14 protein-coding genes, 1 tRNA gene, 1 other RNA gene and 2 pseudogenes are annotated in these 17,874 nt (G+C 65.9%); 7 read left to right on the top strand and 11 right to left on the bottom strand.

The genetic code is table 11. The features are described 5' to 3' along the window. Nucleotide 1: 1 nt before the first annotated feature. From mihF to DK926_RS10820, 4 genes and pseudogenes are all read left to right on the top strand, one after another. Nucleotides 2–316, top strand: a complete 315-nt coding sequence (mihF, locus tag DK926_RS10835) for an integration host factor, actinobacterial type (RefSeq protein ID WP_068423548.1) — start codon at nucleotides 2–4, stop codon at nucleotides 314–316. Between the two features lie 50 nt (nucleotides 317–366). Continuing rightward, the gene (locus DK926_RS10830; protein ID WP_114330405.1) at nucleotides 367–849 is read left to right on the top strand and encodes a cation:proton antiporter regulatory subunit; all 483 of its coding nucleotides are present in this window, start codon (nucleotides 367–369) and stop codon (nucleotides 847–849) included. 19 nt (nucleotides 850–868) lie between these two features. Continuing rightward, a pseudogene (locus DK926_RS10825) lies at nucleotides 869–2,041 on the top strand (cation:proton antiporter). A gap of 12 nt (nucleotides 2,042–2,053) precedes the next feature. Further along, nucleotides 2,054–2,734, top strand: a complete 681-nt coding sequence (locus tag DK926_RS10820) for a GntR family transcriptional regulator (protein ID WP_068423554.1) — start codon at nucleotides 2,054–2,056, stop codon at nucleotides 2,732–2,734. A 51-nt stretch (nucleotides 2,735–2,785) separates the two neighbouring features. Here the strand turns inward: DK926_RS10820 and DK926_RS10815 are convergent, their stop codons facing one another. Together DK926_RS10815 and DK926_RS10810 are read right to left on the bottom strand one after the other, a co-directional pair. Continuing rightward, nucleotides 2,786–4,924, bottom strand: coding sequence for a 3-hydroxyacyl-CoA dehydrogenase NAD-binding domain-containing protein (locus DK926_RS10815; protein WP_068423556.1), 2,139 nt, complete (start codon nucleotides 4,922–4,924; stop codon nucleotides 2,786–2,788). Between the two features lie 10 nt (nucleotides 4,925–4,934). Then, nucleotides 4,935–6,146, bottom strand: coding sequence for an acetyl-CoA C-acetyltransferase (locus DK926_RS10810; RefSeq protein ID WP_068423558.1), 1,212 nt, complete (start codon nucleotides 6,144–6,146; stop codon nucleotides 4,935–4,937). A 211-nt stretch (nucleotides 6,147–6,357) separates the two neighbouring features. Between DK926_RS10810 and DK926_RS10805 the strand changes: the two genes are divergently transcribed. Then, entirely contained in the window at nucleotides 6,358–6,600 is a 243-nt protein-coding gene (locus DK926_RS10805; protein ID WP_114330404.1) for a hypothetical protein, read from the top strand. 158 nt (nucleotides 6,601–6,758) lie between these two features. Here the strand turns inward: DK926_RS10805 and DK926_RS10800 are convergent, their stop codons facing one another. From DK926_RS10800 to DK926_RS10775, 6 genes are all read right to left on the bottom strand, one after another. After that, on the bottom strand, nucleotides 6,759–8,999 hold the full coding sequence (locus DK926_RS10800) for a DNA polymerase III subunit gamma and tau (RefSeq protein ID WP_114330505.1): 2,241 nt from the start codon (nucleotides 8,997–8,999) through the stop codon (nucleotides 6,759–6,761). 62 nt (nucleotides 9,000–9,061) lie between these two features. Beyond that, the gene (locus DK926_RS10795) at nucleotides 9,062–9,637 is read right to left on the bottom strand and encodes an HhH-GPD-type base excision DNA repair protein (protein ID WP_114330403.1); all 576 of its coding nucleotides are present in this window, start codon (nucleotides 9,635–9,637) and stop codon (nucleotides 9,062–9,064) included. Between the two features lie 23 nt (nucleotides 9,638–9,660). Further along, entirely contained in the window at nucleotides 9,661–10,464 is an 804-nt protein-coding gene (locus DK926_RS10790) for a transglutaminase family protein (RefSeq protein WP_114330402.1), read from the bottom strand. A gap of 37 nt (nucleotides 10,465–10,501) precedes the next feature. Beyond that, nucleotides 10,502–11,155 carry a phosphate signaling complex protein PhoU gene (gene phoU, locus DK926_RS10785; protein WP_114330401.1) on the bottom strand — a complete coding sequence of 218 codons (654 nt, stop codon included), beginning with the start codon at nucleotides 11,153–11,155 and terminating at the stop codon, nucleotides 10,502–10,504. 148 nt (nucleotides 11,156–11,303) lie between these two features. Continuing rightward, nucleotides 11,304–12,599, bottom strand: a complete 1,296-nt coding sequence (locus DK926_RS10780) for a lipase family protein (protein ID WP_114330400.1) — start codon at nucleotides 12,597–12,599, stop codon at nucleotides 11,304–11,306. Nucleotides 12,600–12,790: 191 nt separating this feature from the next. Further along, nucleotides 12,791–13,474 carry a TetR/AcrR family transcriptional regulator gene (locus tag DK926_RS10775; RefSeq protein ID WP_114330399.1) on the bottom strand — a complete coding sequence of 228 codons (684 nt, stop codon included), beginning with the start codon at nucleotides 13,472–13,474 and terminating at the stop codon, nucleotides 12,791–12,793. 74 nt (nucleotides 13,475–13,548) lie between these two features. Here DK926_RS10775 and DK926_RS10770 point away from each other — a divergent pair. After that, nucleotides 13,549–14,461 (top strand): annotated as a pseudogene (locus DK926_RS10770) (MFS transporter); the annotation flags it as partial. Nucleotides 14,462–14,504: 43 nt separating this feature from the next. Here the strand turns inward: DK926_RS10770 and DK926_RS10765 are convergent. Further along, nucleotides 14,505–15,794 carry an aminotransferase class I/II-fold pyridoxal phosphate-dependent enzyme gene (locus DK926_RS10765; RefSeq protein WP_114330398.1) on the bottom strand — a complete coding sequence of 430 codons (1,290 nt, stop codon included), beginning with the start codon at nucleotides 15,792–15,794 and terminating at the stop codon, nucleotides 14,505–14,507. A gap of 34 nt (nucleotides 15,795–15,828) precedes the next feature. Next, nucleotides 15,829–15,923: signal recognition particle sRNA small type (ffs, locus tag DK926_RS10760), an RNA gene on the bottom strand. An 84-nt stretch (nucleotides 15,924–16,007) separates the two neighbouring features. Here ffs and DK926_RS10755 point away from each other — a divergent pair. Beyond that, nucleotides 16,008–16,095 (top strand) — tRNA-Ser (locus DK926_RS10755). A gap of 45 nt (nucleotides 16,096–16,140) precedes the next feature. Here the strand turns inward: DK926_RS10755 and DK926_RS10750 are convergent. Then, complete coding sequence (locus DK926_RS10750; RefSeq protein WP_114330397.1) at nucleotides 16,141–17,874, bottom strand: hypothetical protein; 1,734 nt, start codon at nucleotides 17,872–17,874, stop codon at nucleotides 16,141–16,143.

Below are 17,874 nucleotides of genomic sequence, written 5' to 3'. Positions count from 1 at the left end.
CATGGCTTTACCAGTATTGACACCGGAACAGCGCACTGCGGCTCTGGCCAAGGCGGCCGAGGCACGCACTGCCCGGTCGAAGCTGCTGGCCGCCGTCAAGTCCGGCGAGCTCAGCGTTGCTGACGTTCTCGCGAAGGCCGAGAACGACGAAATCGTCAAGAAGACCAAGGTGTCGGCCCTGATCAAGGCCCTGCCGGGTGTCGGTTCGGTGCGCGCCGCACAGCTGCTCGAGCAGCTGGCGATCGCAGACACCCGCCGCATCGGCGGCCTCGGCGCCAACCAGCGTGAAGCGCTGCTGGCTGCCGTCGCATCCTGATCGACACACGAGGAGGCGCAGGTCACATTCGGCGGGGTTAGCATTTGCCCATGAACGTCGAAGTGACTCTGCTGCCCGGGATCGGGGTGCGGAAAGATTTCGCCCTCGCATCCGGGCGCCGCATCGGGGTCATCACCCGTAAGGACGGCGCGAACGAACTCATCGTCTCGCGCAAGGATGACCCCGACGCAACACAGGCGTCCATCACCTTGAGCAATGAGGAAGCGGCGGCGCTGGGCAATCTGCTCGGCACGCCGCAACTCATTGCCCAGCTCGGGGAAGACCATCGAGACCTTCCCGGCATCAACACGCGGCAGCTACCCATTCGGGAAGGCTCGCGATTCGACGGCCGAACCCTCGGCGACACGATGATGCGCACCAAGACAGGTGTGTCGGTCGTCGCGGTCATGCGCGCAGGTCAAGTGCAGCCGTCGCCCACTCCTGATTTCACGCTCACCTCCGGAGATCTGCTCGTCGCCGTCGGTACCGCCGACGGACTCGACGCTGCATCCAGGCTTCTCGGCAAAGCCTGAGAGACGACGGGCTGAGCCGATGGCCGAGAGCGCGCTCGCCCTCACCGAACTCGGCGCGGTGTTCTTCGCGCTCGGCCTCCTCGCGCGACTCGCAGGCAAGATCGGCGTGTCTCCGATCCCGTTCTACCTGCTCGGTGGGCTGTGCTTCGGCAACGGCGGATTCGTCAACCTCGCGGGCATCGACGAGTTCAGCGAAATCGCCAGCGAGATCGGCGTCATCCTGCTGCTCCTGCTGCTCGGGCTCGAATACACCGCCACCGAACTCGTCACCGGGCTGCGCAGATCCTGGTTGGCCGGTCTCGTCGACCTGGTTCTCAATTTCGTGCCGGGAGCTGTCGCGGCCCTGCTGCTCGGGTGGGGAGGCGTCGGCGCGCTCGTGCTCGGTGGCGTCACGTACATCTCGTCGTCGGGAATCGTCGCGAAAGTACTGACCGACCTGGGCAGGCTCGGCAACCGCGAGACACCCGTCGTGCTGTCGATTCTCGTGTTCGAGGACCTCGCGATGGCTGTCTACCTGCCGATTCTGACTGCCGTCCTCAGCGGTGTCAGCTTCCTCGGCGGTCTCGAAGCGCTCGGCGTATCGCTGCTCGTCATCACGATCGTCCTGGTCGTCGCGCTGCGGTACGGCAGCATCGTCTCGGCGATCGTCGACAGCCCCGACCGTGAGGTCGTACTTCTCAAAGTCCTCGGATCCGCGTTGCTCGTCGCGGGCATCGCGTCGGAACTGCAGGTGTCGGCCGCCGTCGGCGCGTTCCTGCTGGGAATCGCAATTTCAGGGTCGACGGCCGACAACGCGACCCGCGTCCTCGAGCCGCTGCGAGACCTGTTCGCCGCGATGTTCTTCGTCGTCTTCGGGCTGAGCACCGACCCGGCAACCGTTCCCCCGGTCCTGGGCTGGGCCATCCTGCTGGCCGCCGTGACGACTGCGACGAAGATGATCACCGGCGCGTGGGCGGCCGGGCGTTAGGGCATCGGGAGGCCTGGACGTCTTCGCGCGGGCGCGGCGCTGGTCGCCCGCGGTGAGTTCTCGATCGTCATCGCAGGCCTCGCGGTGTCCGCGGGAGCGGTCGAAGGCGAACTGGCCGCGCTGGCCACCGCATATGTGCTGCTCATGGCGGTTCTGGGTCCGGTTGCTGCGCGAGTCGTCGAGCCGATCGCGCGGACCATCGTTCGTTCCAAGCCTGCCATGTGATTGGCTAGCGCGATGGCCGAGAGACGTCGAACTGCGACTTCAGGCGTGTCCGCGCTGCGTCGACGACCGCAGCTGTCCGAGGACGTCGCCAACCATGTTCGGCATGTCGTCATGTCCGGCGAGATCCGGCCCGGTGACTTCATCCGGCTCGACGAGACAGCCGCGGAGCTGGGCGTGAGCGTCACGCCGGTGCGCGAGGCACTGCTGACGCTGCGCGGCGAAGGCATGGTCGAACTGGTACCGCATCGTGGCTACGTCGTGTCGCCGTTGACGCCCGACGACATCGTCGACATCTTCTGGTTGCAGGGCCAGATCGCCGTCGAGTTGGTCCGACGCGCGGCTCCCCGGATCACTCCCGACGTGATCGCCGAGCTGGAGAAGTTCAACGCCGAGCTGTCCGACGCGGTCGAGAAAAGTCAGCCGAACGAGGTCGAGATCGCCGAGTTCGAATTCCACCGCGTGCTCAATCGGCTCGCGGAGGCCAGCAAGCTCGCGTGGTTCCTGAACAACGCGACGCGCTACACCCCGACCAGGCTGTACGCCGTCGACCTGGACTGGGGACGCGAAGCGGTCCGCAGTCACGAGCAACTGATCGCGGCGCTGAAGGCGTCCGACGTCGACGAGGCATGCCGGTTGATGCAGCAGCAGTTCACCGATTGTGCGGAGCGGTTGGTCGCGTATCGCGACTCGTGAGTGCGAATGTACAGCGGGCTGTACATTCGCACTCACGTGCGACGAAGTCGCCTACGACCGTAGGGAGTTCGGCGCCTGGAACCGCGGGCCGTACTTCGCCGCGAGCTCGTCCGCACGCTCGACGAATCCGGCCTGGCCACCCTTGTAGCCGACGATGTACTGGTGCACGCCACCGGTCCACGCCGGGTAGCCGATGCCGAAGATCGAGCCGATGTTGGCGTCGGCCGTCGTCGTCAGGACACCTTCGTCGAAGCACTTCTGCGTCTCGATGGCCTCGATGAACAGCATGCGCTCGATGAGGTCCTCGAACGGGATCTCCGCCGTGCCGGACTTGAACGCGTCACGCAGTCCGGGCCACAGGCCGGTGCGCTTGCCGTCGGCGTACTCGTAGAACCCGGCGCCCTTGGCCTTCGACGGCCGCTCGAACTCGTCGACCATCTTGTCGATGACGGCACCCGCAGGATCCTCGGGCGGCGTCTGACCTGCTGCGACGAGCGCGTCGTACGTCTCCTTGCGGATCTTCTGCATGAGCGTCAGCGTCAACTCGTCCGAGAGCTGCAGCGGCGCAGCCGGGTAGCCGGCCTGCAGACCTGCCTGCTCGATGGTCGACGGCTCGACGCCCTCACCGAGCATCGCGATGGCCTCGTTGATGAACGTGCCGATGACGCGCGAGGTGAAGAATCCGCGGCTGTCGTTGACGACGATCGGCGTCTTCTTGATGGCCTGGACCAGGTCGAAGGCCTTCGCCAACGCCGCATCCGACGTCTTCTCGCCGCGAATGATCTCCACCAGCGGCATCTTGTCGACGGGCGAGAAGAAGTGGATACCGATGAAATCTTCCTGACGCTTCACACCCGTCGCGAGCGACGTGATCGGCAGCGTCGAGGTGTTGGATCCGAGCAACGCCGTCGGTTCGACGATGTCCTCGATCTCCTGGAATACCTTCTGCTTCAGTTCCTCGGACTCGAAGACAGCTTCGATGACGAGGTCGGCACCCGCGGTGTCCTGCGGATCGGCCGTCGGATGGATGCGTGCGAGCAGCGCGTCGGACTTCTCCTGCGTCGTCTTGCCACGCGAGAGGGCCTTGGCCTCGATGCCCTCGGAGTAGGCCTTGCCCTTCTGCGCGGCCTCGATGCTGACGTCCTTGAGCACGACGTCGATGCCGGCCTTGGCGCACACGTAGGCGATACCGGCGCCCATCATGCCTGCACCCAGCACGGCGACCTTGGAGAACGTCGTCTTCTCGATGCCGTCCGGACGGGACTTGCCCGAGTTGATGGCCTGCAGATCGAAGAAGAACGCCTGAATCATGTTCTTCGAGACCTGCCCGGTCACGAGCTCGGTGAAGTAGCGGGACTCGATGGTCGACGCGTTGTCGAAGTCCACCTGGGAGCCTTCGACGGCGGCCGCGAGGATCGCGCGCGGCGCGGGCATCGGCGCACCCTTGATCTGCTTGCGCAGGTTCGACGGGAACGCGGGCAGCACCGCGGCGAGCTTCGGGTTCGACGGCGTTCCACCCGGGATCTTGTAGCCCTTGACGTCCCACGGCGCGACGCCGCCCTCGGGGTTGGCCTTGATCCACGCCTTCGCTGCGGGCACCAACTCGTCGATGGTGTCGACGAGCTCGTGGACGAGCCCGATTTCCAATGCCTTCTCCGGACGGAACCGTGTGCCCTGCGCGAGGACGGTCATGAATCCGTTCTGGATGCCGAGCAGACGGGTGATGCGTGTGACGCCACCGCCGCCGGGAAGCAGGCCGAGCGACACCTCGGGCAGACCGAGCTGCACACCCGACACCTTCGCTGCGATGCGGTGATGCGTCGCGAGCGCGATCTCGAGACCGCCGCCGAGCGCGGCGCCGTTGATCGCCGAGACGACGGGCTTGCCGAGCTTTTCGAGGCGACGCAGCTGCGCCTTGATGCCCTGCACCTCGTCGAACACCTGCTGGGCGTCTTCGGGCTTCGCCTGGATCAGGTTGTTCAGGTCACCGCCGGCGAAGAACGTCTTCTTGGCGGACGTGATGACGACGCCGGTGATCGAGTCGACTTCCTTCTCCAGCCGATCGACGGTGGCTCCCATCGAATCCTTGTACAGCTGGTTCATCGTGTTGGCGCCCTGGTTGGGGTCGTCCATCGTGAGCACGACGATGCCGTCGGAGTCCTGTTCCCACTGAATCATGTTCTCGCTCATGGTATTTACCTCAGACTCGCTCGATGATGGTTGCGACGCCCATGCCGCCGCCGATGCACAGGGTGATGAGGGCGTACCGACCGCCGCGGCGCTCGAGCTCGTCGAGCACGGTTCCGGTGATCATGGCGCCCGTCGCGCCGAGCGGGTGGCCCATCGCGATGGCGCCACCGTTGACGTTGAGCTTCTCGTTCGGGATCTGCAGATCCTTCTGGAAGCGCAGAACGACGGACGCGAACGCCTCGTTCAGCTCGAACAGGTCGATGTCGTCGACGGTCAATCCCGCGGTCGCGAGAACTTTCTTCGACGCGGGGGTCGGGCCGGTCAGCATGATCGTCGTGTCGGCTCCGGACGTGGCGGTCGCGACGACGCGCGCACGCGGGACCATGTTCAGATCCTTGCCTGCCTGCTCGCTTCCGACGAGCACGAGTGCTGCCCCGTCGACGATGCCCGAGCTGTTACCGCCGGTGTGGACATGGTTGATCTTCTCGACCCAGTGATACTTCTGCAGCGCGACGTCGTCGAAGCCGCCCATCTGGGCGACGCCGGTGAACGCCGGGTTGAGCTTGCCGAGCGATTCGAGGGTCGTACCGGGACGCATGTGCTCGTCCTGATCGAGGATCAGCAGGCCGTTCTGGTCCTTGACCGGGACGACCGACTTGGCGAAGTAGCCACCCGACCATGCCGCAGCGGCGCGTTCCTGCGACTGCACGGCGTAGGCGTCGACGTCTTCGCGGCTGAACCCCTCGATCGTCGCGATCAGATCGGCACCGATGCCCTGCGGTACGAAGTACGTGTCGTAGTTCGTGGCCGGGTCCATCGCCCAGGCGCCGCCGTCACTACCCATCGGAACGCGGGACATCGACTCGACGCCACCGGCGATGACGACCTCGTCCCAGCCGGATCGCACCTTCTGAGCAGCCAGGTTGACCGCTTCGAGGCCCGACGCGCAGAAACGGTTGAGCTGGAATCCGCCGACGGTGTCCGGCATCTTCGCTTCGAGGACAGCGGTCCGCGCGATGTCGGCGCCCTGATCGCCGACGGGCGAGACGACTCCGAGGATGAGATCGGAGATGCGGTTCTCGTCGAGGTCCGGGAACCGGCGACGTAGTTCGTCGATCAGGCCGGTGACCAGCGAGATCGGCTTGACCGAATGCAGTGATCCGTTCTTCCCCTTACCGCGTGGGGTGCGGATGGCTTCGTAAATGAACGCCTCTGTGGACACAGCGTGCGCTTCCTTTCACCTGCTCGACTCGGCGGCACCGGGGCACCGCAGGACACGAGGAATACACCTCGGCTGCTACCACAGTAGAACGGGTTTCAAGCACTGATGAAGGACCGAAACGAGCGTTGTCCGTGACCGGTGCAATCGTTTGAGTTCGCGCGTGGGAGGGTAGACGACAGGTTCGACGCGGGGGGCATCGAGAAAGCAGGAGATGATGTCCATGGACACCCAGCAGCCGTTCGCGGTCGGCTCGCGCGTCAAGGTGCGCTACAGCGCCGATTCGAAGGCGCCGCGCGACCAGCGGCCCATGGAATCGGGTGTCGTCAAGGAGGACTTCGGCGACCTGTCCGCGGTTGCGGGTCTGAGGACGTGGGCCGTCGCGCATCGTTACGCCGTCGCACTCGACGACGGTCGCCTCGTGTTCGTCGATCCCGACGACATCGAACAGGCGTGAATGCGCGCTTTCGTGCTGGGTCCGCGCGCAAGCTTGTGCAGAGCTAGGACCCAATTCGGGGAGCTAGCACCCATATTGCTGAGCTATCACCCCTGATCAGGTCCGAACAGGGGTGGGAGGTCGCCAGAAAGGGTGCCAGCTCCAGCGCCTGGGCATCACTACTCCTTCAGAGGTGTGGCACCCAGTTCGGCCTGCAGCAATTCCATCGCGACGGTCTCGGGGTCGCGCCGGATCGTCGGGTCGGCGGGTTCGGCTGCGGCCTTGAGCAGCTCTTCCTCGTCTTCGGGTGTCTCCGGCGGCGGAGGCCCCGGCGGTTCGGGGTCGTCCGGGTAGTCCGGCGCCTCGGGCGGGGGAATGTCGTCGTAGTCGCCACCACCCGAACCGGAACGTGCGTCATCGGACGCGGGCCTGCTCTGGCTCGGCCGCGAGAACTTGGTGGGCGCGGACTTCGGCGGCTCGGGTGCCGCTTTCGCAACGGGTGCTTCCTCCACCGGAACCGCAGCTCCGACGACGCACGTCACCGCCCAGTCGACGCCGAAGACGTCACGTAGCGCGTCGCGGATGACGTCGGCGTTGCGCGGCTCCTGCAGTCGCTTCGCGAGCGGCGCGGAGTCGTGGCCGAGCGTGATGGAATTCGCCTCGACCGCACGCACCGATGCACCGGACAGCATGACCTCGACGGTGCGGCTGCGTTCGCGCACCTTGGCTCGCACCTCGGACCACACCGCACGTACTGCGGCGGCGTCGGGAGCGGTCGACCCGACGGGGGCACGCTCGGGTTCCGGCTCCGGTTCAGGCTCGGGCTCGGGTTCCGGTTCGTACGCCGGCTCCTGCGTCGACAGCGGTGGCGGGACGGGGTCCGGTTCCGGCTGCGGCGTCGGCTCGGGTTCGGGCTCCGGCGTCGGCTCGGGTTGCGGAGTGGGTCGCGGCACGGGTGCCGGTTCCGGCGTCGGCTCCGGTTGGGGCGTCGGCTCCGGTTCGGGGACGGGCGCGGGCTCGGGAGTCGGCACCGTGACTGCAGGAGGGGCCGCAGGTGCTGGAGGGGCCGCGGGTTCTGGCGGAGTTACGGGTGCAGGAGGGGCCGCGGGTGCTGCGGCGGCAGCCTCGGCAGCCGCACGTTGCGACGGCCGGACGAACTTCGGCGCGACCTCGTCGGCCGGGGCAGCAGCAGGCGCGGGTGCCGATTCGATCGGGCGACGCGTCGTTGCCTGCTGTACGGCTGCCTGCTCACCGGCGGGCAGAGTCACGTCGAGACGACGCTCGAGACGTTCCAACCGTTGCAGCACAGCCGATTCCGCGTCGGACGCCGACGGCAGAAGCATGCGCGCACACATGACTTCGAGCAGAAGCCGTGGAGCCGTGGCGCCGCGCATCTCGCCGAGTCCGGCGTGCACGATCTCCGCGTAGCGGGCGAGGGTCGCCGAACCGATGCGTTCGGATTCGTCCTTCAGACGTTCCAACACGTCGCCGGGGACGTCGACGAGACCACGCTCCCCCGCGTCGGGAACCGCGCGCATGAGAATCAGGTCGCGGAGACGCTCGAGAAGATCGGTCGCGAACCGTCGCGGATCGTGCCCCGCGTCGACGACCTTGTCGATCGTGCCGAACAGCGACGCACCGTCACCGACGGCCAGGGCGTCGACGGCTTCGTCGATCAGTGCGACGTCGGTGACGCCGAGCAGCGACAGCGCGCGCGAATACGTGACGCCCTCGGGCCCGGCGCCTGCCAGCAGCTGATCGAGCACGCTGAGCGAGTCACGCGGCGACCCACCGCCGGCACGAATGACCAGCGGATACACCGGATCCTCGACCGGAACGGATTCCTGCGTCGTGATCTTCTCGAGCAAACCGCGCATGGTCGACGGCGGCAGCAGTCGGAACGGGTAGTGGTGCGTCCTGGACCGGATGGTCGGCAGCACCTTCTCCGGCTCGGTGGTCGCGAAGATGAAGACCAGATGCTCCGGCGGCTCCTCGACGACCTTCAGCAAGGCGTTGAAGCCAGCCGTCGTGACCATGTGCGCCTCGTCGATGATGAAGATGACGTAGCGCGACTCGGCCGGGGCGTACACGGCCTTGTCTCGGAGATCACGAGCGTCGTCGACGCCTCCGTGGCTGGCCGCGTCCATCTCGACGACGTCGAGGTTGCCCGGCCCACCCGGGGCGAGAGCGACACACGAACTGCAGACGCCGCACGGCGTCGACGTGGGCCCTTCGGCGCAGTTGAGAGACCGCGCGAGAATACGGGCGGACGACGTCTTACCGCAGCCACGAGGGCCCGAGAAGAGGTATGCGTGGTTGATCCGACCTGCGTTGAGTGCGACGCTTAACGGCTCGGTGACGTGCTCCTGCCCGACGACCTCGGCGAACGTCGCTGGACGGTACTTCCGGTAGAGAGCCACGCACAGAAGGGTACCGGCGAGCACCGACACCGGCACTCATGGCCCACGCGCCCCCGCGCGACTCACTTCTTCTTCGCGGCCGCCTTCGCTGCCTTCTTGAACTCCCGGACTTCGAGGAGCGATTTCTCGTCCACGACGTCCGCGATCGACCGACGTGACCCCTCGTCGCCGTACGCGCCGGCGGCCGTGCGCCAGCCGTCGGGAGTGACGCCCATCTGCTTGCCGAGAAGCGCCAGGAAGATGCGCGCCTTCTGGTCGCCGTAGCCGGGTAGCGCCTTCAGTCGCTTCAGCACCTCGGCGCCGTCGGGATTCTCGCGTCGCCAGATCTCGTCGGGCTTGCCGTCGTAATTCTCCACGATGTACTCCGCCAACCCCTGGATCCGCTTGGCCATCGAACCCGGAAACCTGTGCACCGCAGGAGTTTCCGCGCACACCGCCGCGAACTCGTCGGGATCGGCGGCTGCGATGGAATCGACCTTCAGATCACCGAGACGGTCGACGAGCTTCTTCGGACCGGCGAAGGCGGACTCCATCGGCACCTGCTGGTCGAGAAGCATGCCGATGAGCAACGCGAACGGATCCTCGGCCAGCAATGCATCGGCTTCGACATCGCCGGTCAGGTGCAACGTGGGAGACATGGCCCCGATCTTCTCACGCAGCGCTAGGTGATCGAGACCATCTGCGTGATGTCGTCGAACGGCAACGGACCGTCGACGACCGCTCCGACGATCGTGTTGTTCAACGTGATCGCGCCGCCGTGGTTGTCGAGGAACGCCGTGTCGGCGGCGTCGCGCCCCGTCGCGATCCGGACCAGTGTCGACCTCGGTGCCAGGCAGGTGGCGTCGACCACCCGCCATGTGCCGTCGACGAACGCTTCCGCGACAGCGTGGAAGTCCATCGGATCACATCCCGGCGCGTAGACCGCGACGAGCCGCGCGGGCACGCCCACCGCGCGCAGCAACGCCACGACGAGATGCGTGTAGTCGCGGCAGACGCCTGCACCCGCCAGCAGCGTGTCGACGGCACCGTCGATCGGGTCACTGCTGCCCGGTACGTAGTTCAGGCGGGCACCGACCCACGACGACACTTCGGCGAGAAGCTTCTCCGACGGCTCGTAGTTACCGAATTCCGTTGCGGCGAAGCCGAAGAACTTGTCGGTCTCGGCATAGCGACTGGGTCGGAGGTAGAGCGACAGATCGTAGTCGGACACCGGCGCCGGCTCGGCGTGGCCGAGAACCGTCGCCGAATACGACACCTCGAGCTTCCCGACGCCCGCGCGCAGCGTGTGGATGCGGGTGCCGTGCGCACCTTCGATCTCGCGGACCTGAACGGGAGCGCCGTCGAGCGTGAAGGACAACTCCTCGGTGACGTCGGCGCCGGGGTGCGGCGCGACGGCGATCTGGAACTCGAGAACGCTGGCCTCGGTGACATCCACGTCGAGGTAGGCGGACACGTCACGTTTCATCGTGCCGATCCTGCCACTACCAACGAAATTCCGCTGTTCAAGCGTCGTCCGGACGCAGTTCACCGGTGACGAGGAAGTTGACTCGCCTCGCCACTTCGACGGTATGGTCGGAGAACCGCTCGTAGAACCGGCCCAACAGCGTGATGTCGACGGCAGCAGGAACGCCGTGCGGCCACTCCGGCGCCGACGTCAGCTCGAAGAGGCTGCGGTGCAGATCGTCCATCGCCTCGTCCTTGACGCGAAGCTGCTTCGCCAGGTCGGCATCACGGGTCAGCAACACCTCGCGTGCCGCGTCCGCCTGTTCGACGGCGACGCGCCCCATATCGGCGAACACGGCCTCCACCTCGTCGGGCAGCACGTGAGCCGGGTGGCGCCTGCGCACGAGTTCCGCGATGTGAATTGCGAGCCCACCCATCCGCTGCAAATCCGCGACGATATGGATGCCACTGACCATGATTCGAAGGTCGAGAGCCACCGGCGACTGCAACGCGAGCACCGAGAACGCATCCTGTTCCCACTGCGCGGCGAGCACGTCGATCTGTTCTTTGCTGCTGATGGTCGTCTCGGCCAACCCGAGATCCGCCGTCAGAAGGGCCTTCGTCGCCGACGCCATCGCGTCTTCCGCGAGCGTGCACATCTCAGCAAGATCAGCCGACAGCGCGTCGAGCCGGCTGTTGTAGTTCTCACGCACCTCGGACCACCGTCCTGTGCCCCGAAATCGAATTCATGCCCCATGTCCTCACCGTCGCGCCGCCGATTACGCCCTCTTCTGGACGGAACGATCTGCCTACAGACTGACACATCACGGAAAGTGCCGTCGCGCGACGGTGAGATCGGCGTCAGCAGTTGGTCGGAGCAGGCACGCCGTAGAAGCGGTCCTTCATCCAGTTCTGCGCTTCACCGAGGCCCAGGATGTCCGGAATCAGGTGCCCCGCACCTGATCCCGGAACGATGGCGGGAAGCTGCGCACTGCTGAGCTGAACCGTCGCACCCTTCCCGCACCACGCACCGCCGAGTTCGACGGCCTGACCATGAGGCACGATGTCGTCGGACGTGCCGGACTGGATGAGAACGGGCGCGTTCGGTGTCCGTTCTCCGATCTTGTTCTTGGCCAGGATCTCCTGCGCGACGGGCAGCCGGTCGAGCACCACGGACATCGGTTCACCGGTCGTCGTGTACTCCTGGGTCCGATGCAACCCGACGGTCAGAATCGTCTCTCCGACACATTGATTCGCAACGAGGTTCAGCATCGCCTTGCCCGCGTCGTTGATGTTCTCGTCGATGATCGGACGCAGCCCGGGATCCGATTCGAGCAAGCCGTTCAAGGTGTAGCCGATGACGCCGGTGAGAATCGTGCCGTCGACCTGGTCGAGCGTCTGCTTCAGATCCGCCGGGGGTGCGCCCGCGTACGTTCCGGCGATCTCGAGTTCGGGAGCATATTCACCGGCCAGCTCCGCTGCTGCCGCCGTCGCGCCACCTCCCTGCGAGTAGCCGTACAGACCGAGGGGTCCGCCACCGGACACCTTCGTACCCTGGATCTTTCGCGCCGCGCGCGCCGCGTCGAGCACCGCATGAGCTTCGGCCGCCCTGTTGACGTACGTGTGTGCACCGGGAGTACCGAGGCCTTCGTAGTCGGTGATGACGACGCCGTAGCCCTGCGACAACATCGAGTACGCCGCGAGCACCTCGTACTCGACCATGAAGCCGAGCGGCGGCGTGTACGTGATGACGTTGTTGAGCATCTTCGACGGCGCGCACTGATCACCCTGTCCCTGGGTGCCGGGGGCCAGTACGACGAGCGGACGTTCGCCGGGCCCGGTCCAGTTCGCGGCCGGGTCGATGTAGGTGCCCGTCACCACATTGGCATCGCCGTTGGAATCGGTGCTGCGGTACATGATTCGCGTGGCCTCGCCGGGAAGGGTGCCGCCGATACCCGGAACCGACAACGCGAGGTGCGACGGTTCGGTGCGGATCAGGTCACCCGGGGACCCCGCGGGAAGCGGGTTGGGCGGAACGTAGAAATCGGATTCGACGGTCGACCCGGTCGAGGGCGCCGCCGTCGCTATCGGCGTCAATGCCGTGGCGGCGATGACCGCAAGGCCCGCAGCCGATCCGAACACCCGTGACACACGCATGCAACAACCCCCGTCGTCTTCCAAGACCCCGCTTCTTACTCAGCGGTAGCAACACTCTCGACGGACCCTACGTGATGGGAACCACAAATCGGAAGCGTGTGTTTCACCGGCCACTACTACTAGTGAGATCTCACAACACCGATGCGGTACGACGTCGAGCTCCACCCGACACTTCCTGTGCCACCCGACAGTCAGCGCTTGCGACGGTGCATCGCCGTCTTGGCGACGAGAATCTCCTCGGAGGTGAATGCGCGGCCGGGAAGATCGCTCGCTGCTCCCGGTTCGGCGCGAAGGCCGTCGAGCACGAGAGTGAAATACCGTTTCCAATTCGCCGGCTCGACACTGCACGTGAATTCCGATGCTGCCCCGACCATTCCGATCAACGGAAAGAAGTCGTTGACCTCGACGTCGGCGCGGAGCTGACCCGACTCGCGGGCACGTCGGACGATCTTCTCGACGAACGGATCGATCTTCTCGCGCACTTGGGCGATGCCGTGACACCCCTCGTCGTTACCCATGACGACGTCGTTCAGCCCTCGGTCCGCCGAGATCCCCTGGCACAGACTCTCGAGGAACATCACGAGACCGTCCCAGGCGTCGTCGGCCTGTAGTGCCTTCTCCGCGTGGGCGAGCATTTCCTCCAGCCGCTGCTCGAAGACGCCGTCGATCAGCTCTTCCTTACAGGAGAACCGTCGATAGACGGTGCCGACGCCGACCTTCGCATGGGCCGCCACGTCGTCGAGGGTGATGTCGATACCGCGCGACGCGAACAGTTCGCGCGCCGCATCCACGATGCGCCTGCGGTTGCGCTCCGCGTCGGCACGCAACGGCTTTCGGCCTGCGCCGGCGCTGGCTGTGTCGGCTCTCACACTCATTCGATGTCCGTTTCACCCGATAAGCGGAGGACACTCCTCCACTTAGCTGCTACCTGGCCTTCGTTGCCGGTTTCGTCCTGCTGGCGAAGCACAAGTCCGACCACCGTCCTCGCCTCGACATCCCCGGCACGCTGACCGTGTCGGCTGCACTATTCGCCATCGTCTACGGCTTCGCCCACGCCGAGTCCGACGGCTGGGGTAACACCGTCACCATCGCGTTCCTGGTAGCAGGCGTCGGCCTGCTCGGTGTGTTCTTCAGCATTCAGCAGCGCGTCGCGCACCCGTTGCTGCCGCTGCGCATCATCCTCGACCGCACACGTGCCGGATCGTTCCTCGCAGTGTTCGTCACCGGTGCCGGCATGTTCGCGGTGTTCCTGTTCCTCACCTACTACCTGCAGAACACGCTGGGATTCACCCCGATCACCACCGGCTTCGCGTTCATGCCGATGATCTTCTCGCTCATCGTCACCGCGACGCTGTCGACGGCCATCGTGCTGCCGCGGTTCGGTCCGCGCGTCCTGATGACGACCGGCCTGTTCGTCGCCGCGCTCGGCATGGGACTGCTGACGCAGATCGACGTCGACTCCAGCTACGTGACGCACATCCTGCCCGGCTTGATCGTCATGGGTCTCGGCCTGGGCGCGACGATGGCTCCGGCGATGCAGGGTGCGATCTCGGGCGTCGACCCCGGACGACTCGGGTGTCGCGTCGGCGACGGTCAACACGATGCAGCAGGTCGGCGGTTCGATCGGTACCGCTCTGCTGAGCACCATCGCAGCCAGCGCGGCGACCGCGTACGTCACCGACAACATGGCAACCGCGACGGATCCGCTTGCGCTGCAGGCACACGCGGAGATCGCCAGCTACACCACGACGTTCTGGTGGGCCACCGGCATCTTCCTGCTCGGCGCGGTCATCTCGGCGATCGTCGTCAAGCCGGGTCTGCTACCCGCCGCGCCCGAGGGTGCGGTCGTCGTAGGCCACTGACCGGCCCGTGAGTGCGAATACGTAGCGGGCTATGTATTCGCACTCACGAGGTGTGCAGCAGCTTCTCGGCCGCAGCCAACAGAACACAGGTCGCGACGCCGTCCATGGCCTTCTCGAGTTCGTCCAACGACGGGAAACTCGGGGCGAGACGAATGTTGCGGTCCTCGGGATCCTTCTTGTACGGGAACGCGGAGCCGGCCGCGGTCAACGCGATACCGGCGTCCTTCGCCAGCGCGATCGCCCGAGCAGCCGTTCCTTCCAGAACGTCGAGCGAGATGAAGTACCCGCCCTTCGGCTCGGTCCAGGACGCGATCTTCGACGCACCGAGACGGTCCTCGAGAATCTGAAGAACGAGCGCGAACTTCGGCGCCAGGATGTCGCGATGCTTGGCCATGTGCGCCTTGACGCCCTCGGCGTCACCGAAGAAGCGCAGATGGCGCAGCTGATTCAGCTTGTCCGGTCCGATGCTCTTGATGCCGAGATACTTCTGGTACCAGGCGAGGTTCTCGTCGGAGCTGCCGAAGAAGCTGACGCCTGCCCCGGCGAACGTGATCTTCGACGTCGACGCGAACACGAACGGCCGATTCGGGTTGCCGGCTTCCGCTGCCCAGCCGAGGACGTCGTACGCAGGCGCGAATTCTTCCGCGATCGGGTGGACGGCGTACGCGTTGTCCCAGAACAACCGAAAGTCGGGTGCGGCCGTCGGCATCGACGCCAGCGTCCGGACGACTTCCTCGGAGTAGACCGCACCGGTCGGGTTGGCGTAGTTCGGAACGACCCACATGCCCTTGATCTGCGGGTCCGACGCGACCAGCCGTGAGATCTCGGCGACGTCCGGGCCGTCGTGCAGCATCGGAATCGGAATCATGTCGATGCCGAGCGATTCGGTGATCGCGAAGTGGCGGTCGTAGCCCGGAGCCGGGCACAGGAACCGGATGTTCGGCTCGGCGGACCAGGGCCGCGGCGAATCGGGAAGACCGTGCAGCAGGGACCACACGACGAGGTCCTGCATGATTTCCAAGCTGGCGTTGTTGCCGGCCAGGAGGTTCCCGACGGGGATGTTCAGCAGTTCACCGAAGATCGCACGCAGCTCGGGCAGTCCGGTGAGGCCGCCGTAGTTGCGGCAGTCGGTTCCGTTGCCGTCACGAAAGTCGTCTCCGGGAAGCGTCAGCAATTCCGCGGACAGATCCAGCTGCTCGGGCGACGGCTTTCCGCGTGTCAGATCCAGGACGAGCTTTTCTGCCTTCAGCTGCTCGTACCTGGCGCTCTGCCGGTCGTGCTCGGAAACGAGCTCCTCATGGTTCATCAACCCGTACTGGGTCTGCGCTGACATGCGGAGCGGCCTTTCGCAGAAGCTGGTCCTCGAACAAAGGGGACCCCGCGCACCCGGCAGAGCCCGTTGACCCTTGCTGCCTTCCGGCCCTGGGGGAGTTCACAGGATGCGCGCCGCGCGGGATCCACCAGAGAGTGTAGCTGTCCCCGTCGCGGGGACGCATCACCGCCCCGATTTGGGATCTGGAGGGGGTGACCCGGTATGCTTCCCCACGGAGGATTCGCCTAGTGGCCTATGGCGCTCGCCTGGAACGCGGGTTGGGTTAACGCCCTCAGGGGTTCAAATCCCCTATCCTCCGCCAACGGGCAAAGCCCCCTTGCATCACGCAAGGGGGCTTTTCTCGTCTTCAGCTGTTCGCCAGCATCACCACTCCGAGTGGGCCGCTTCCGATGCACACCTCACCGGTGGTCGACGCCGTCACCGCACTTCCGGCGCCGCTCAGCCGCACGTACACGGTGTTCAACCCGCTCCGCAGCGGCACCGACACCGCGTCCCCGGTATCGAGTTCCAGGTCGACGACGCTGTCACCGTCGGAGAAGTAGTTGAGCTGTACCGTCCAGTCCCAGTTCGGAACTGCCGCGTCGAGCGGCATCCGGGTGCGGTTTCCGACGCGATATCCGCACCCCGCCTCCGGACCCTGCGTGATGCTGCGCGACGGGCTCACGACAGCAGGCACGACGTGACCGGAGTCGTCCAGATACTGCAGCACGGGCGTCGACGACGCGAAGTTCGGGTCGAGACTGCCGAAAATCCTCGCAGCGGAGTTCTCGGGATACGCCAGCGGCGTCAGCACCCACGGTGACACGGCCTGGTCCAGCAAGGGAATGTCTCGATGGTCCGCGAGCGAGTGCTTCGCGGTGGCCAGGTAGTCGCCTGCGGGATCGTCCTGCCACTTCGACACGAAGGTGTACGACGACACGAGACTGCTGATCACGAAGACTGCGGCGACGACGATCCATGTGCGGCGCACCGGCCCGCCGGCTCGCGACCTGAGCATCAACGCGGCGCCGACGGTGATGACGACGGAACTGTCGGCGACGTATCGAAGCGTCTGCGCCAGTTCGTTCGCGGTGTCGGGGCCGGAGCGCGACAGCACCATCACCGCGACGGACACGGCGACATAACCCACCACGGCCGCCCAGACCGACCAATGACGTCGAAGCGAAAAGACCGCTGCGACAACGACTGCCACCCACGCCGCCACGACGAGCACGAGCGGCGGCGACGCCCACGGCCCCGCGGGCGGCCAGCGCTCCCACATCCAGGGCCCACCCACCAGTGTCGGCACCAATCCGAGCGATGTTCCGTGATGCACGAGTTCGGCTGTCGTTCGCCACCCGTGGAACGCGAGGCCGGCCCGGACGACGATCAGAAACAGAACGGCCCACACGGCCACGACGACACCGCACGAACACCACAGCGGTGCAGCACGTTTCCACGCCGCCCTGACTCCGAACACGAACGCGACGACACCGAACGCGAACAGCGGCACCACGACCGACTTCTCGAAGAACAGCAGCGATACGGCCGTGACGACCGCACCCGTCACCACATGTCGCCGACGCCTCGTCCTCACGTAGTCGAGCGCGTCACCTGCGACCCAGGCCAGCGCGAACTGCAGAGGGAGCGCGTTGAGCGCCGCGGCCCACCATGCGAACGACGGTAGCGTCAGCGGGGAGAACAGGTAGAACGTCAACGGCAACAACAGAATCGGAGTATCACCGAGGATCTTGCGCAGCAATCGAAGAACCGCGTACGACGCGGCCGCCTGCATGATCAGCGACGTCACGGCGGGCAGGAACCAGTCGAGCGGAGCGATTCTCGCCTGCAGGCCGGCGACGACGAATGCCGCGGGCATGAAGTGTCCGTCGTGGTCGTACAGCAGCAGGTCCGTCGAGAAGAGAGAGAAGGCGCTCCCGCGTCCGGTCAGGATCAGGTCGTCCCAGTAAAAATTTCCCGACGCCACCACGTACGCCCGGACGACCAGTTGGGCGGCGATCAGCACCAGCGCGATCGTCATCACTCGGTGCGTCGTCGTACGGACGGACGGCGCCTCGCGCGCCGCCGTGCTCACGGTCAT

The sequence above is a fragment of the Rhodococcus sp. Eu-32 genome (assembly GCF_003336925.1).
GTDB classification, from domain to species: Bacteria; Actinomycetota; Actinomycetes; order Mycobacteriales; family Mycobacteriaceae; genus Rhodococcoides; species Rhodococcoides kyotonensis_B.
The sequence above is the reverse complement of the archived record's forward strand: the minus strand, read 5'-3'. Positions and strand labels throughout refer to the sequence as shown.

Bases quoted from the DNA above. Each gene is read 5' to 3' on its own strand.
- mihF (WP_068423548.1), top strand. From the start codon at position 2: ATGGCTTTACCAGTATTGACACCGGAACAGCGCACTGCGGCTCTGGCC.
- DK926_RS10830 (WP_114330405.1), top strand. From the start codon at position 367: ATGAACGTCGAAGTGACTCTGCTGCCCGGGATCGGGGTGCGGAAAGAT.
- DK926_RS10820 (WP_068423554.1), top strand. From the start codon at position 2,054: ATGGCCGAGAGACGTCGAACTGCGACTTCAGGCGTGTCCGCGCTGCGT.
- DK926_RS10815 (WP_068423556.1), bottom strand. From the start codon at position 4,924: ATGAGCGAGAACATGATTCAGTGGGAACAGGACTCCGACGGCATCGTC.
- DK926_RS10805 (WP_114330404.1), top strand. From the start codon at position 6,358: ATGATGTCCATGGACACCCAGCAGCCGTTCGCGGTCGGCTCGCGCGTC.
- DK926_RS10795 (WP_114330403.1), bottom strand. From the start codon at position 9,637: ATGTCTCCCACGTTGCACCTGACCGGCGATGTCGAAGCCGATGCATTG.
- DK926_RS10790 (WP_114330402.1), bottom strand. From the start codon at position 10,464: ATGAAACGTGACGTGTCCGCCTACCTCGACGTGGATGTCACCGAGGCC.
- DK926_RS10780 (WP_114330400.1), bottom strand. From the start codon at position 12,599: ATGCGTGTGTCACGGGTGTTCGGATCGGCTGCGGGCCTTGCGGTCATC.
- DK926_RS10775 (WP_114330399.1), bottom strand. From the start codon at position 13,474: ATGAGTGTGAGAGCCGACACAGCCAGCGCCGGCGCAGGCCGAAAGCCG.
- DK926_RS10765 (WP_114330398.1), bottom strand. From the start codon at position 15,794: ATGTCAGCGCAGACCCAGTACGGGTTGATGAACCATGAGGAGCTCGTT.
- DK926_RS10750 (WP_114330397.1), bottom strand. From the start codon at position 17,874: ATGACCGTGAGCACGGCGGCGCGCGAGGCGCCGTCCGTCCGTACGACG.